We start from the raw sequence: 14,690 nt of genomic DNA on the forward strand, positions 1-14,690 counted from the left end.
ATTATTGTTTTGGTCCTGGTGAGGATGTGTATCCAACGAACTCGTTATGTAATGCGGCGGTTGCTTCAAGACGTCTTTCGACTTCGGGGCCCAACTGCTTGCACACCTCGTTGACCAGCAGGTGCACCAGCGACAGCATCGATGCGGTGGACTCCCAGAACAGGTTGAACTCGGTGGGCACGCGGAACACTTCATCGGCGTTTTGCTCAGCCCAGTCGCAGAAGGTGTCGGTGACCAGGGTGACCGCAATCCCGGCTTCGCGGGCCTTGTGGCACAGGGTCAGGGCATGGCGGGAATAACGCCGGGCTTCGAACACCACCAGCGCGCACTCTTCAGGGTTGCTGAGCAGCACGTCGGCGTAATGCCCGGCAGCGCCGTCCACCAACTGCACACCGTCGCGCAGGTACTGCAGCAGATGCACCATAGAGGCGGCGATGCCGCGCTCGGTCTGGAACCCGGCGACAAACACTTTGCGTCGAGTGGCCAGGCGCTGGCTGACGGTTTGCCAGGCCGGGGTCAGGCTGTATTCGTAGACCTTCACCAGTGCGCCGACTTCCAGTTCGAAGCTGCGCGGTAAACCTTGCGGGCTCTGACTGGCTTGTTGGCGGAACTCCTGCAAACGTTCACCTACCAGCCATGGGCCTTCGCCCAGATCGGTTTTCAGGTCGTTTTTCAGGTCTTTGAAATGGCTGTAGCCGAGGGAGCGGCAGAAGCGTCCGACGGAGGATTCGCTGACCCCAAGCTTGGCGGCGATATCGGCCGAGGTCTGGAACGGCAACTCGTAGAGGTTGGCCAGCATGTAAGTGGCGATCGCCCGGCCCGAGGCGGCGGCGGTCGACAAGCTACTTTCGAGACGTTGTTTGATGGGCTGGCTCAAGGCTGTTTCCTGTTGTTATTCAGCGCTTGGCGAGAAGGTGAATGTTTTCTGTCATTAAGTCAATATTTGACAGATAACTGGCATGACTGGATAGTCAGACCGCTGTTGCCCACTCCCAATAACAATTCTCCTGGAGCCTCAGAATGTCCGAATCCACTGCCGTAATGCCCGAGACCGAGCACCTTTGCCTCTCTGATTTGAGCCAGATGCTGCAACAGATTTTCGAGCGCCACGGTACTTCCACACAGGTCGCGCGGGTGTTGGCCGACAACTGCGCCAGGGCCCAGCGTGACGGTTCCCATAGCCATGGGGTGTTCCGGATTCCCGGCTACTTGTCGTCACTGGCCAGCGGCTGGGTCGATGGTAAGGCCCGGCCGATTGTCGAAGATGTGGCCTCGGGTTTCGTTCGGGTGGATGCTGCAAACGGCTTCGCTCAACCGGCATTGGCCGCTGCCCGCGACCTGCTGATCGAGAAAGCACGCAGCGCCGGCATCGCGGTGCTGGCGATCCGCAACTCGCATCACTTCGCCGCGTTATGGCCGGATGTCGAGCCGTTCGCCAATGAAGGTCTGGTGGCTTTGAGCGTGGTCAACAGCATGACCTGCGTGGTGCCCCATGGCGCGCAACGGCCGTTGTTCGGCACCAACCCGATTGCCTTTGCCGCGCCCCGTGCCGGCGGCGAGCCCATTGTTTTCGACCTGGCCACCAGCGCCATTGCCCATGGCGATGTGCAGATTGCCGCGCGCAAAGGTGAGCAGTTGCCAGCGGGCATGGGCGTCGACAGTCATGGCCAGCCCACGCAGGACCCGAAAGCGATCCTCGCCGGTGGCGCCTTGCTACCTTTTGGCGGGCACAAGGGTTCGGCCTTGTCGATGATGGTTGAACTGCTGGCAGCAGCGCTGACCGGAGGCAATTTCTCTTTCGAATTCGACTGGTCGAAGCATCCCGGTGCGCAAACTCCCTGGACTGGCCAGTTGGTCATCCTGATCGACCCGAGCAAGTCCGGCGGTAACAGCTTCGCCAGCCGCAGCGAAGAACTGGTGCGGCAGATGCATGCCGTAGGGCTTGAGCGTTTGCCGGGTGACCGACGTTATCAGGCGCGGGAACAATCGCGCAGCGCAGGTATTCCGCTAGCGGCGGCGGAGCTGTGGAAGTTGCGTGAACTGGCAGGTTGATTCAGCAGCACCGCGGTTCTGTAGCAGCTGCCGCCAGGCTGCGCAGCAGTCGTAATACGGCAAACCGCATCAGTGCTGAAAGAATGAGTTGCTGGTTTTACGACTGCTGCGCAGCCGATCGCAGGCTTCGCCAGCTGCTACAGGGGATCTGCTGCATTTCGCTAGTCGATCATCCCATCGGCTAGCCCGCGTAAGCCTTAAGTTTCGCACCTCATAGCCGCCCGGTCTTACACCAAACTTGGCGGGTCGCTCCCGCCAATCCAAAGCACCTGCCAATTGCCGCCAAGGCAGCATATGAGCGGGTGCCCAGCCTTTTGATAATCGCCTCCGACATCTCGTCCCCCGTTTGCGGAGCGCGCCATGCACAACAATAAGAAATTCCAGCACTGTTTCTTGCCAGCTTTAATTGCCGGCCTGTCGACCCTGGGCATGAGTTCAATGGCCAAAGCCGACATCATGCTGTACGACAAGGATCAGACCACGTTCTCCACCGATGGCTACATCAACACCTTTTACGTCAACAGCAAAGTCGACCGTCCCGGCGATCAATTCGATCGGAGCCAGGCGCGGGTGAAGATGGGTTTCTTGCCCAACTACCTGGGCTTCAACATGGGCAAGCAAATCGACGACTTGAAACTCGGTGCACGGGCCTCGTTCTGGGTGACCATCAACGACAGTCAAACCAACGGCACCGACACCGCCATTGATGTGCGCCAGTTCTACGGCACCGTCGCCAACCCCGAGTGGGGTGAAGTGCTGATCGGTAAAGACTTCGGCCTGTTCGCTCGCTCCAACATCTTGCTCGACGAGATGCTGGCCGGTTACGGCCAGGTCAGTGACAGCCTGGGGCTGGTGGATGGCGGCGGGGTGTCGTTCGGCAACATCGGCACTGGTTACCCGTACCCGTTCCCCACTTCGCAGATCACCTACCGCTCTCCGGTCATGGACGGGTTGCGGGTCGCGGTGGGGATCATGGATCCGGTAGACACCAACGACAGCAGCGCGCTGGGCAAAGCTTATCAGGAGAACCCACGGACCGAGAGCGAGATCACCTACCAGTTCGACGTCAGCGGGGCGAAGATCTACAGCTGGGTCAACGGCAGTTACCAGACCTCGGACAACACCGACTCAACGGTCAAGTCGGTCACCTCCAAAGGCGTCGGTTACGGCGTGCAGGCGAAAATGGGCGGTTTGTCCCTGACCGGTTCGGGCTTCCAGGCCAAAGGCATCAATCCGTTTTTCACCAACAACGCCGGCAAAGCCACGTTGCGTGAAGTCGACAGCGACGGTTACCTGCTGCAGGGCTCCTACAAACTCGGCAAGAACCGTCTGGCGCTGTCTTACGGCAAGACCAAAGACGACGGTAACGGCGTGGTCGGCAGCGGCGCGGACTACGACACCCGAGGGATTGCGCTGTTCCATGACGTCAATGACAACCTCAAACTGGTGGCCGAGTACAACCAGTTTGAAATCAAGGGACACGACACCAATGCCCAGAATGAAAACACCGATACCTTCGCGGTAGGGGCAGTGTTGACCTGGTAAACCGGCCGAATCTACTCGCGCTGCGCGCATCGCGGCGCGGTGTTGATAAGGAATCTCTGGCTCCGCACATTCCCCCTGTAGCAGCTGCCGAAGGCTGCGATCGGCTGCGAAGCAGTCGTAAATCCTGCTTCCACGGCTTGTCTGGAATACCGCAACGCCTGATTTTACGACTGCTGCGCAGCCGAACGCAGCCTCGCAGGCTCGGCAGCTGCTACGGGGGAGGTGCGGCGCCAGATTCCTTGACTGACCGATACCTTTCTATCAGCAGCCACCTGCACTTCATCCCATGGAACCGGCTACCCGCTACCCAAGTAGCATACGGCCCGCGCCGCTGGCTTCGTACACTCATGCCTCAGACAACGCACCTGCGGGAGGCGAATATGCAACAAGGCCAGACCGATGGTGTCGTCAGTGCAATGTCCCAGGCCACCGATGCTCAGGACGCCGCCCAGGACCTGGCGCGGCAACTGCTTCATCCACACTTGGGCTTCGTGCTGTTCTTTTGTTCCGCCGAGTACGACTTAAAGGTCCTGGGCCCGGCTTTGCAGCAGAGTTTTGGCGGAATCCGCCTGGTGGGCTGCACCAGCGCCGGGGAAATCACCCCCAATGGCTATGGTCGCGGCTGCATCACCGCAGTGGGTTTTGATCATCGGCACTTTTCCATCGCCATCGAACTGATCGATCAGATGGAGCACTTCAGCCTGATCGACGCCCAGCAAATGGTCGAACGCCTGGTGGGCGACTGTCGCAGCAACACCCTGGCGCCGATCAAGGGCAACAGTTTCGCGCTGACCTTGCTCGATGGCCTGTCCAGTCGCGAGGAAATGGTCCTCGCGGCGCTGAGTGCAGCACTCGGCGATATCCCGCATTTCGGCGGCTCGGCCGGCGATGACAATTACCTGACCCACACCCATGTGTATTTCGGCGGCGAGTTCCACAGCGGCGCAGCCGTGGTGGTGCTGGTCAACACTTGGCTGGATTTTGAAGTGTTCACCACCCATCACATCCTGCCGCGCGAAGAGAAACTGGTGGTCACCCGGGCTGACAGCACCTCGCGCCGGGTCTACGAACTCAACGCCGAGCCCGCTGCCGAGGAATATGCCCGGCATATCGGCGTACCGGTGGCTGAACTCGATCATCGAGTATTCGCTGCCCATCCGCTGGCGGTGCGCATCAACGAGCAGTACTACGTCAGGGCGATCCAGCAGGTTCACCCGGACCTGAGCCTGAGTTTCTATTGCGCGGTGGAGAACGGCATCGTGCTCACCGCGATGATTCCGGGGCCGTTATTGCCGAACTTGCAGACGCTATTCGAAGGCCTTGAAGCGCGCCTCGGCACGCTACTGCTAACGATCGGTTGTGACTGTTTCCTCAGGCGCCTGGAGCTCGAAGACGTCGGCAGCCTTGAGCAAATTGGCGCCTTCCTGCGCGAGCAGCGGGTGATGGGCTTCAACACCTACGGAGAACAGTTCAATGGCATGCACATCAACCAAACCTTCACCGGCGTTGCCATTGCTCGAAACCGGACCCCCGTCAGCCGCTGAGCTGTATGAGCAGATCGCCCACTTACAGTATGAAAACCGCAAGTTGCAGCGGATCAATGGTGCGCTGATCGAACGGATCGAGTCCGGGGGCACCCGTGGCAACGATCCGTATTCGGCGTTTCAGCATTCGGTGGTGCTGGCCGAACAGGTCCGCGAACGCACTGATGCGCTGAATCAGGCCATGGCCGAACTCAAGGCCGGCAATCATTTGCTCAGCGAGGCTCGGTTGCGGGCGGAAACCGCCCACCGTCACCTGATCGATGCGATTGAAAGCATTTCCGATGCCTTCGTGCTGTTCGATGAAGATCAACGCATTGTGCTGTTCAATAGTCGCTTCAAGGCTTTCTGGAGCAACAGCCGGGTACGGATCATGGCCGGCATGCGTCTGGCTGAGGTCAAGAGGCTGATGGCCGGCAGCGGTCTGTTCAACGAAGAGCCGCGCGGCCATGCCGATGAGCATTTGCTCTACCGATTGCAGAACGGTCGCTGGTTACAGGTCAGCGAGCGGCCGACTCAGGAAGGCGGGCGGGTGATCCTCTTCACCGATATCACCGAGGTCAAACTCAGCGAAACCGTGCGCCGCGAGCAGGCCGTCGCGCAAAAATCCCATTTGCTGCAACGCGCCGTCGACAACCTGTCCCAGGGTGTAGCGATGGTGAACGCCGAGGGCGTGCTGGAGTTATGGAATCGTCGATTCCTCGAGTTGAGCGGCCTGGCGCCGGTGGCGGCCCATCGATTGTTCGCCGAAGTGATCGGCGACAGCGAGTTGAGTCTGCTGACCCCGGCCAGCCGCGATGCCAACGGGCGGATCATTCATGAGTGTGAGCAGCGACTCTTCGATGGGCGGGTACTGGAAATTCGCACTCATCCCTTGCCGACTGGCGGCTTCGTCAACACGTTTACCGACATCACCGAGCGCTACCAGCATGCCGAAGCGCTCAGTGAGAGCGAGCGCTGGATTCGCCTGATCACTGACCATGTGCCGGCGCTGATCGCCTACCTGAATGCTGATCTGGTCTACGAATTCACCAACAAGGTCTATGAACAATGGTACTGCTGGCCACGCGGCGTGATGCTCGGCCAGAGCCTGCGCGAGGTCCACAGCGAAGAGCATTATCAGCGCCTGGAATCCTATGTGGCGCGGGCGCTGGCCGGGGAGAGCGTGACCTTCGAGTTTCCTGAAACCAACATCAATAATCAGGAGCGCTACATGCTGCGCTCCTACGTGCCGAACCGTTTGGCCACTGGCGAAGTGGTGGGAATTTTCGTGTTGATTCGCGACATCACCGAGCGCCGCCGCACCGCCGAGGCGTTGCATCAGGCTTATCAGAATCTTGAAGTGCGGGTTCGCGAACGCACTGCCGAATTGACCACTCTCAACGATCAGTTGCTGCGCGAAATTGACGAGCGCAGTCGCGTCGAATCGCGTTTGCGTGAGGCAAAACTTGAGGCGGAACAGGCCAACCTGTCGAAGACCAAGTTTCTCGCCGCAGTCAGTCACGACCTGCTGCAACCGCTCAACGCCGCACGGCTGTTCACCAGCGCACTGCTCGAACGCCGCGAACCGGTGGCCAATGCGATTCTGGTGCGCAACGTCAGTAATTCGCTGGAAGACGTGGAAAACCTGCTGGGTACTTTGGTGGATATTTCCAAGCTCGACGCCGGGGTGATCAAAGCCGATATTGCGCCTTTTGCCCTCAGCGAGTTGTTGGAAAACCTGGCGACCGAATATGCCCAGGTCGCCCGCAGCGAAGGCCTGCAATTGCACTGTGTGCCGTGTTCGGCGTTGGTGCGCAGTGACATCCAGTTGCTCGCACGGATTCTGCGCAACCTGTTGAGCAACGCCATTCGTTACACCACCAGCGGCCGAGTAGTGCTGGGTTGTCGTCGGCATCGCCAGCGGTTATCCATCGAGGTCTGGGACAGCGGCATGGGCATCGCTGAAAACAAACTGGAAGAGATCTTCCAGGAGTTCAAACGCGGCGATGTGCAGCGGCCGAATCAGGATCGTGGCTTGGGATTGGGTTTGGCAATCGTCGAAAAAATCGCTGGAATCCTTGGGCACCGGATCACCGTGCGTTCCTGGCCGGGCAAGGGCTCGATGTTTGCCATCGAGGTGCCGCTGACCAACAGTGCGCCGAAGGTTGCGGCGCAGCTGCCGATGAGCGAGCCGATGCTGGAGCGCTTGCGCGGGGCGCGGATCTGGGTACTGGACAATGACGCAGCGATTTGCGCGGGCATGCGTACGCTGCTGGAAAGCTGGGGCTGCCAGGTGGTGACGGCGCTCTCGGAAGAAGACCTGGCACGTCAGGTGGACAATTACCACGCCGAGGCAGAACTGCTGATCGCCGACTACCACCTGGATAACGGCAAAAACGGCGTCGATGCCGTGGCGCTGATCAACGCCCGGCGCGCGTCACCTTTGCCGGCCCTGATGATCACCGCCAACTACAGCAACGAACTGAAACTGCAAATGCGCGAGCTCGGCCATACCTTGATGCACAAACCGGTACGGCCGATGAAGCTGAAGATGGCGATCAGTCATTTGTTGGGGCGGCCGTAAGGCACGCCGCGTAACCTGTAGGAGCGAGCTTGCTCGCGATGGACGTTAACGATAACGCGTGTTTTCTGAATAAACGCGCCGCCCTTGAGTCCATCGCGAGCAAGCTCGCTCCTACATAGGCACAGGGTTATCACAGGCCTTTGAATGAAATGTCACCGCCGCAAATACGCCGCAAAATCGATATCCCCGGCACTAAGAATCGCCTGCACCCGATTGTGCACGTTGAGTTTGCGCAGGATCGCAGAGACGTGGGCCTTTACCGTGGTTTCGGCAATTTCCAGGGTGTAGGCGATCTGTTTGTTCGATTCGCCCTTAGTCATCCGCTCCAGCACCAGCAACTGCTTGCGAGTCAGGGCCTGGAGCAATTCCGGCGGGAAGTTCGGCGTGTCATTCATGCTGCGCCGGGTGCCGGCTTTTTGTGTGCGGATGATGTCCGAGGGGAGGTAGACGTTACCGTTGAGGATCTGCTGGATGGCCTCGGTCATCTGCGCGCGCGGTGAGGATTTGGTGATGAAACCCACCGCACCATAGGTGATCGCTTGCAGCACGACCTGCTTGTCCTGTTCGGCGGAGACAATCACCACCGGAATGGTCGGTGCCTCGTTGCGCAGATTGATCAAGCCATTGAGACCGTGCATGCCGGGCATGTTCAGGTCGAGCAGGATCAGGTCCAGATCATCGTGCTGTTGCGTCAGCTCCAGGGCGCTGTCCAGGTCTGCGGTTTCCATGACTTCACTGCCGGGAAAACCGTCGCTGATGACGTTATGAATGGCTTCACGAAACAGTGGGTGATCGTCGGCAATCAGAATTTTGTACATGGCCTTTCACCTCGTTATTTTGATTATGGTGTGGCGGGGACACGCTGTTTAGTGAGTCAGGGAAACGGTTCGGGCTGGGACGGCTCCAGGGGCAAGTGCGCCGCCTCCCAGGCATCCAGGCCATCGCGGTACCAATACACCGCGTGATAGCCCATCGCGGTGGCGCGTTTTACCGCGTTCCAGCTCAACCAGCAATCGGCGCGGCAGTAAAACACCAATGGCTGATCCTCGCGCCCGGACGTAGCTTTTTGCAAGTTGCGCACGAAATAATCCTGCCATTGCGGGCTCAGCTCGCCGTCACCGGTGTTGGCCAGCCAGCGGCTGCCGGGGAGGTTGGCGTGGGGTTGGTCTTCGATGAAGCGCCCCTCAAGCCATTGCCGACGATACACGTCGATCAGCACCGGCCTGGGTATTTGCGCCAACAGGGCTTGCAGGTTCGCGGTGTCGATAATTCGCGCGCCGTCCACATGATCCGGGGTCGGACTACGGTAGAGGCTGGTGCGATAGCCCTCAGGGGAAAACAGCGATGTTTCGGCCTGCGCGACGCCCAGCAACAGGCTCAGCGACAAGACTGCAAGGGGCGGATGGAGCAGGTAGCGCGGGGCACGCAGCATAGGGTTAGGTCCTTCTTGTTATAAACCCATTACATGCCAGTGGTGATGCTTTGTGAATGCGACGATAGACAGGTAAACCAGTACTAAAGTCGTATTTTGATGATGAGAGGGCGACTCTGACCCTGTAGGAGCGAGCTTGCTCGCGATAGACGTTAACGATAACGCGTGTTTTCTGAATAAACGCGCCGCCCTTGAGTCCATCGCGAGCAATCGAGCGTCGACCGGCTGCTCCTACAGGTTTTGGATCAGCCCGCCCGCCGAACCGCCGCGTGCTGCGGATTGAAGGTCAGCACCGCCAGCAGCGAAAACAGCAGCGTCAATCCCAGGCACACTACCAGCGCCATCAGGTTGAAGCGTTCGTACAGGGCAAAACGCACCAACTCCACCGCGTGGGTGAACGGGTTAAGGGCACAGAGCCAATACAGCCACTCACTGGCTTCGCGCATTTTCCACAGTGGGTACAGCGCCGATGACAGGAAAAATAGCGGGAAGATCACAAAATTCATCACCCCGGCAAAGTTCTCCAGTTGGCGGATGGCATTGGACAGCAACAACCCCAGTGCACTGAGCATCAACGCCACCATTAGCAACGCCGGCAGTGCAGCAATCAGCCCAAAGGCCGGCGGTTGCACCCCGTAGACCCACGCGATAGCAAGAAACGCATAGACCTGCAGCAGTGAGATCAATGAGGTGGCCAGCAATTTGCTGCTCAACAGAAAGGCCCGGGGCAGGGGGCTGGTCAGCAACACCCGCATGCTGCCCATTTCCCGGTCGTAGACCATCGACAACGAACCCTGCATGCCGTTGAACAGCAGGATCATGCAGGCCAACCCGGGGATGATGTAGACCTCGTACGGGATGTAGGTGTCATAGGGTTCGATGATGGCGATACCCAGTGCCGCCCGGAAACCCGCGGCGAACACCAGCAGCCACAGCAAGGGTCGCACCAACGCACTTAGAAACCGTGTGCGTTGCAAGATAAACCGCAGCCATTCACGCAGGACGATACCGCTGAAGCATTGCCAATAAGCGTTCATCAAGCCGCTACTCCTGGAGTGGTCAGGCGCTGGAACGCCGAGGTCAGGTCGCCGCCGTGTTCGAGACTCAAGGCATCAGCCTGACCGCTGGCCACCAGGCGTCCCTGGTGCAGAATCAGCAGATCATCACTGGCCTGCACCTCGTCCAGCAGATGGGTGGTCCAGAGCACGCTGATACCGTGGTCCCGGCACAAGCTGCGAATGTGCTGGTTAAGTGCCAGTCGGCTGGCGGGGTCGAGGCCGACGCTGGCTTCATCGAGCAGTAACAGCCGTGGCTCATGCAGCAGCGCACGGGCAATTTCCACGCGACGGCGATGGCCGCCATTGAGTTCGCGGACCCGTTCACGGCGCCGCTCGGTGAGTGCCTGGCGCGCCAGCTCAGCCTCGACCCGCGCGGTGGTCTGACGCCGGGACAGCCCGTGAAGCGCGGCGTGGTAGCGCAGGTTCTGCTCGACGCTCAGGTCCAGGTCCAGTGTGCTCTGTTGAAACACCACGCCCAATTGACGCAACGCCGGACGCGGGGCGCTGCGCAACGAATGACCGCCGACCTGGATGTCACCGTATTGCAGGTCATACAGGCGCGTCAGCAGGGCGATCAGGGTCGATTTACCGGCACCGTTCGGCCCCAGCAACGCAGCGAAACGCCCAGGTAGCAGGCTGAACGTCACGTGACGCAGCGCTTCACGAGGGCCGTAGGCGAAGCTCAGGTCATTCACTTTCAGGGCGTTCATGGGGTGACCACCACGCCCCATGGATAACGCCCGACCTTGACCGACTTGATGACCTTGAGGCTGTTTACATCGATCACTGACACATCGCCGCTGACGCCATTGGTGGCCAGCAACTGACTTTGATCCGGGGTGAACGCCATCTGCCAGACCCGGCGGCCCACCAATAGGTAGTCGAGGATTTCAAAGGTCTTGGCGTCGATCACCGCGATATGGTTGGCCGGGCCGAGAGCGACGAAAGCGTATTTGCCGTCAGCGCTGAGTTTGACGCCGACCGGTTGAACCTTGTCCGGGTGCACGCCCTTGATCTGGAATTTCAGTGTTTTGAGGATTTTCCGGGTCGCCACGTCGAGAATCGTCACCGTGCCGCCGATCTCGGCCGAGGCCCAGAGCTTCGAGCCATCCTGATTGAATTCGACGAAGCGCGGTCGCTGATCCACCAGCGTGCTGTCGGCCAGGGTTTGGGTGCTGGTGTCGATCCAGTGCAGCATGTTGGTGGTTTCGCTGGTGTTCACTGCCCACTTGCCATCAGGGCTGACCGCCATGCCTTCCGGCTCGACGCCAACGTTTACCTGAGCGAGCACCTTGGAGGTTTCGGTGTCGATCACCGTGACCAGCGCATCGTCCTCGTTGGACACGTACAGCCAGCGGTTATTGGGGTGCAGGGCGAACTGCTCGGGGTCTTTGCCGGAGGGCAGTTCCTTGATGATTTTGCGGGTGGCAACGTCCATCACCTGGACCCGGTCCGAGTCGCTGGCGCAGATGTACAGCAGCTTGCTGTCATGGGACAGCAACAAGCCGCGTGGGCGCTGGCCGACGGCCAGGGTGTCGGTAACTTGCAGGGTCTGCATGTCGATCAGGCTCAGGCTGTTGTCCTTTTCGTTGGAGACCCAGGCAGTGCTCGCCAGCACGGGCGCGGTGGCGAGCAGTAAAGCGGATGCAAGCAGGGTGCGGCGCATGGCAGGTTCCTTGTTGTTGTCGTTGTGGGAATCAGGGGAAGCGGCAGGTCACCTCAGGCTTGTCATAGCCCAGGCTGTCCATTTCGTTGAAGGGGTGCAGAAAGCCGTCTTGTGGCGAAGTGCTCACCAGTGCCCGCGGCTGAACGATCGGAATCGGCTGGCGTAACTGGCCGTTCCACGGGCGATAGCTGAGCTTGCGACCCTTGAAACCATCCAGCGGCAGTTGATCGCTGAGCGCGAGTTGGCGAATCGCCTGGGCATCGGCCTCACGCAATTTACTCACGGCACTGGCGACGCTGCGCACGGCGATCCAGGCAGCAAAGTCACGGTCGTTCATCCAGCGTCCGGCCATGGCTTCAAAGCGTTTCTGCAATTGCGCAGCACCGTAGGTTTCCACGGTCTTGTGCCAACCGGTCGGCGTCAGGCCCTGAGTGCCGGCGACTGGACGCGGATACCAGGTTTGGTAAGGCACGTACTCGCCAAAGTCACCGCGCTCATCGGCCACCAGCACCACGTCGTACTCAGCCGTCTGGGTGAACAGCGGCATGTCGGCCTGGGCGCTGCGGCGCTGGTCATTGTCGAAAGACCAGGGTTTTTCCGCGACGATTTTCAACCCGAAACGTTTCGCCGCACGGCGCAATGCGCTGGCATAGGCCTGATCGTCCGGCGTCGGGCCGACGATCAGCAGCACTCGCTGCCATTTGCGCACTACCAGAAACTGCGCCAGGGCATCGGCGAGCATCGCCCGGCTCGGCAAGCTATGCAGCACATTCGCCAGGCAATCGGTGCTGCGCAGGTTGTCGTCGGCACTCCCAGCGTTGAACAGCAGGCTGTCGGGCAGGGCGGCGCTGAGCTGGCGCAAGCTGTCGACCGGTGCGTTCACCACGAACAGCCGCAGGCCTTGATCGTGCTGGGCCTTGGCCGCATCGAGCAAGGCTTCGGGGCTGTCGACATTGCTGCCGAGCAGGCTGTAGCTCTGGTTGAGAAAACGCCCGGTGCTGTTGCTGTCGGTGATCGCCAGTTCGGCACCGCGCAGCCCGGCGTCGGTGGGCTCGGGGATGATGTTGGACAGCAACGGGCCAGGATCGGGCCGATAACCCAGATAGCCAATGCGGATCTGCAACCCAGCGTCCGCCGCCTGGCTTTGGGTTGCCAGTAACGCGGCGCAGGCAATCGCCAGCAGGTAGAACAAGGCGTAACTGACAAGCTGGCGCATAGGGCACTCCACTTCAGATATCGCCAGCATAGGAAGTGAAGGGGGGCAGGGAAATATGCAGAAAGTATCGGTGGGCTGGTACCAAGGTAGTAGCGCCGGGAATATTTCCCGACCGACACATGCTTCAGGCCCTCGCCACAAGCCTTACTACCAAGGGACTAGAGGGCGGCCACCAAAGCAGCATACGGCTCACAGTGGGCTGTTCTTAAGATGGGGGCATGACCTCTGCAGAGAGGTTTTGCGTGCAATCTTGAGGGCATAACAATGACAAAAATACGCAACGCCATGCTAGCCGCCGGGCTGCTGGCCGGTTTGATCAGCGCAGGCTCAGTATTGGCCCATGGCAACGTAGTGCCGCAAGCCGTGGAAACCAAAGGTCTGACACCGATCAAGGACGCCGGGATAAAGGTTGACGGTGATGGCTGGGCTGCGGTGAACCCCTATCGCACCTCCCCGGAACACGACCGGGCACTGGAAATCGGCTCCTCGGCCTATAACCAGAACTGTGCGGCCTGCCATGGCCTGGAAGCCAAATCCGGCGGTATCGCACCGGACCTGCGCCTGCTCGATGTCGGCGATGCTGGAGACGAGTGGTTCGTGGAGCGCGTGCGTCACGGTGCCGTACGCGACGGTCGGGTCTACATGCCGAAAATGGCTGACTACTTGAGTCAGGAAGCCTTGTGGGCGGTGCGCACTTATCTGGATAGCGTGCACGTCGAGGAGTAACCCATGCGCCTGTTCGCTGTGTTGTTCGCCGCTCTGCTGCTGTGCTGTCAGACGGTGCAGGCGCAGATTCGCAATTTCGATGAAATGATCGCAGCAGGCGAGCTGAAGGTCGCGGTCTACAAGGATTTCGCGCCCTACAGTTTCGAAGACGGTGGCCAGCCACAGGGTGTCGATGTCGAACTGGCGAAGGCCTTGGCCAAAGCCCTCGGAGTGCGCCTGGAACTGGTCTGGGCGCCGGCCGGCGAGAAGCTCGACGACGACCTGCGCGATTACATCTGGCGTGGCAATCAGCTGCGCAATCAGCAGTTGGCCGACCTGATGATGCGCGTGCCTTACGACCGCGATTACGCACAAAAGCGCAATGAACTCGGCGAGCTGGAGAACGGTCATGTGGTGATGTTCGGTCCTTACCAGAACGAGTCCTGGCAGGTTGCCTATGACCGCCGCCGACTGGACTCGGTGGGCAGCGTCGCGGTGTTTGAACACCACCCCATCGGCGTCGAAGTGGACAGTGTGCCGTCGTTCTACCTGACTTCGGTGTTCAACGGCATGCTCAGCGCCAAGACCCACCATTACCCCAGCGTGCCGCAAGCCTTTGCCGCGATGAAGGCCGGTGAGGTGGATGCAGTGATGGCGATGCGCGGCGAGATCGACTGGCAAGTGCATCAGGCCAAGGACCCGCAACTGGCGCTGGCAGAAAATGCCTACCCGAACATGGGCAAACAGCTGTGGGAGATCGGCATGGCGGTGCATGAAAGCAATCGGCAGCTGGCCTATGCCGTGGAAGAGGCGCTGGAAGGACTGATCCGCGATGGCACGCTCAAGGCGATCTACGCCGAGTACGGCCTGCGGTATGAAGTACCGGAGATGTATCAATAGGAGCGGGCG

The 14,690-nt window shown here is 60.0% G+C and carries 13 protein-coding genes; 6 read left to right on the plus strand and 7 right to left on the minus strand.

Going from position 1 to position 14,690, the window contains the following annotated elements:
- Position 1 precedes the first annotated feature (1 nt).
- Entirely contained in the window at positions 2-877 is an 876-nt protein-coding gene (locus tag ACZYSM_RS12520) for a MurR/RpiR family transcriptional regulator (protein ID WP_489071802.1), read from the minus strand.
- A gap of 143 nt (positions 878-1,020) precedes the next feature.
- Between ACZYSM_RS12520 and ACZYSM_RS12525 the strand changes: the two genes are divergently transcribed.
- The 4 genes from ACZYSM_RS12525 (at position 1,021) to nahK (ending at position 7,704) form a co-directional block, all read left to right on the plus strand.
- Positions 1,021-2,052 carry an Ldh family oxidoreductase gene (locus ACZYSM_RS12525; protein WP_489071803.1) on the plus strand — a complete coding sequence of 344 codons (1,032 nt, stop codon included), beginning with the start codon at positions 1,021-1,023 and terminating at the stop codon, positions 2,050-2,052.
- A gap of 360 nt (positions 2,053-2,412) precedes the next feature.
- On the plus strand, positions 2,413-3,597 hold the full coding sequence (locus ACZYSM_RS12530) for a porin (RefSeq protein ID WP_489071804.1): 1,185 nt from the start codon (positions 2,413-2,415) through the stop codon (positions 3,595-3,597).
- Positions 3,598-3,977: 380 nt separating this feature from the next.
- Positions 3,978-5,141, plus strand: a complete 1,164-nt coding sequence (gene nosP, locus ACZYSM_RS12535; protein ID WP_489071805.1) for a nitric oxide-sensing protein NosP — start codon at positions 3,978-3,980, stop codon at positions 5,139-5,141.
- Positions 5,071-7,704, plus strand: a complete 2,634-nt coding sequence (gene nahK, locus ACZYSM_RS12540; protein WP_489071806.1) for a hybrid sensor histidine kinase/response regulator NahK/ErcS' — start codon at positions 5,071-5,073, stop codon at positions 7,702-7,704. Before nosP ends, nahK begins: the two co-directional genes overlap by 71 nt.
- 152 nt (positions 7,705-7,856) lie before the next feature.
- On the opposite strand, the gene ACZYSM_RS12545 is transcribed toward nahK, so the two are convergent.
- From ACZYSM_RS12545 to ACZYSM_RS12570, 6 genes are all read right to left on the minus strand, one after another.
- A complete protein-coding gene (locus tag ACZYSM_RS12545) occupies positions 7,857-8,522 on the minus strand; it encodes a response regulator (protein ID WP_489071807.1) in 666 nt (221 codons plus the stop codon).
- 56 nt (positions 8,523-8,578) lie between these two features.
- Entirely contained in the window at positions 8,579-9,136 is a 558-nt protein-coding gene (locus ACZYSM_RS12550) for a PQQ-dependent catabolism-associated CXXCW motif protein (RefSeq protein ID WP_489071808.1), read from the minus strand.
- A 245-nt stretch (positions 9,137-9,381) separates the two neighbouring features.
- The gene (locus tag ACZYSM_RS12555) at positions 9,382-10,173 is read right to left on the minus strand and encodes an ABC transporter permease (protein ID WP_489071809.1); all 792 of its coding nucleotides are present in this window, start codon (positions 10,171-10,173) and stop codon (positions 9,382-9,384) included.
- Positions 10,173-10,904, minus strand: coding sequence for an ABC transporter ATP-binding protein (locus ACZYSM_RS12560; protein WP_489071810.1), 732 nt, complete (start codon positions 10,902-10,904; stop codon positions 10,173-10,175). The genes ACZYSM_RS12555 and ACZYSM_RS12560 overlap by 1 nt, the downstream gene beginning before the upstream one ends.
- A complete protein-coding gene (locus ACZYSM_RS12565) occupies positions 10,901-11,860 on the minus strand; it encodes a YVTN family beta-propeller repeat protein (RefSeq protein ID WP_489071811.1) in 960 nt (319 codons plus the stop codon). The genes ACZYSM_RS12560 and ACZYSM_RS12565 overlap by 4 nt, the downstream gene beginning before the upstream one ends.
- Positions 11,861-11,891: 31 nt before the next feature.
- Positions 11,892-13,076 (minus strand): ABC transporter substrate-binding protein, encoded by a 1,185-nt coding sequence (locus ACZYSM_RS12570; RefSeq protein WP_489071812.1) that lies wholly within the window; start codon positions 13,074-13,076, stop codon positions 11,892-11,894.
- Positions 13,077-13,340: 264 nt separating this feature from the next.
- Here ACZYSM_RS12570 and pedF point away from each other — a divergent pair, with 264 nt between their 5' ends.
- A complete protein-coding gene (gene pedF, locus ACZYSM_RS12575; RefSeq protein ID WP_489071813.1) occupies positions 13,341-13,802 on the plus strand; it encodes a cytochrome c-550 PedF in 462 nt (153 codons plus the stop codon).
- 3 nt (positions 13,803-13,805) lie between these two features.
- Complete coding sequence (locus ACZYSM_RS12580) at positions 13,806-14,681, plus strand: substrate-binding periplasmic protein (protein WP_489071814.1); 876 nt, start codon at positions 13,806-13,808, stop codon at positions 14,679-14,681.
- Positions 14,682-14,690 lie beyond the last annotated feature (9 nt).

The organism is Pseudomonas sp. F220 (genome assembly GCF_057813935.1).

Excerpts from the sequence above, each read along its gene's own strand:
- nahK (WP_489071806.1), top strand. The coding sequence starts at position 5,071 with ATGGCATGCACATCAACCAAACCTTCACCGGCGTTGCCATTGCTCGAA.
- pedF (WP_489071813.1), top strand. The coding sequence starts at position 13,341 with ATGACAAAAATACGCAACGCCATGCTAGCCGCCGGGCTGCTGGCCGGT.
- ACZYSM_RS12545 (WP_489071807.1), bottom strand. The coding sequence starts at position 8,522 with ATGTACAAAATTCTGATTGCCGACGATCACCCACTGTTTCGTGAAGCC.
- ACZYSM_RS12560 (WP_489071810.1), bottom strand. The coding sequence starts at position 10,904 with ATGAACGCCCTGAAAGTGAATGACCTGAGCTTCGCCTACGGCCCTCGT.
- nosP (WP_489071805.1), top strand. The coding sequence starts at position 3,978 with ATGCAACAAGGCCAGACCGATGGTGTCGTCAGTGCAATGTCCCAGGCC.
- ACZYSM_RS12550 (WP_489071808.1), bottom strand. The coding sequence starts at position 9,136 with ATGCTGCGTGCCCCGCGCTACCTGCTCCATCCGCCCCTTGCAGTCTTG.
- ACZYSM_RS12570 (WP_489071812.1), bottom strand. The coding sequence starts at position 13,076 with ATGCGCCAGCTTGTCAGTTACGCCTTGTTCTACCTGCTGGCGATTGCC.
- ACZYSM_RS12580 (WP_489071814.1), top strand. The coding sequence starts at position 13,806 with ATGCGCCTGTTCGCTGTGTTGTTCGCCGCTCTGCTGCTGTGCTGTCAG.
- ACZYSM_RS12565 (WP_489071811.1), bottom strand. The coding sequence starts at position 11,860 with ATGCGCCGCACCCTGCTTGCATCCGCTTTACTGCTCGCCACCGCGCCC.
- ACZYSM_RS12525 (WP_489071803.1), top strand. The coding sequence starts at position 1,021 with ATGTCCGAATCCACTGCCGTAATGCCCGAGACCGAGCACCTTTGCCTC.
- ACZYSM_RS12555 (WP_489071809.1), bottom strand. The coding sequence starts at position 10,173 with ATGAACGCTTATTGGCAATGCTTCAGCGGTATCGTCCTGCGTGAATGG.
- ACZYSM_RS12530 (WP_489071804.1), top strand. The coding sequence starts at position 2,413 with ATGCACAACAATAAGAAATTCCAGCACTGTTTCTTGCCAGCTTTAATT.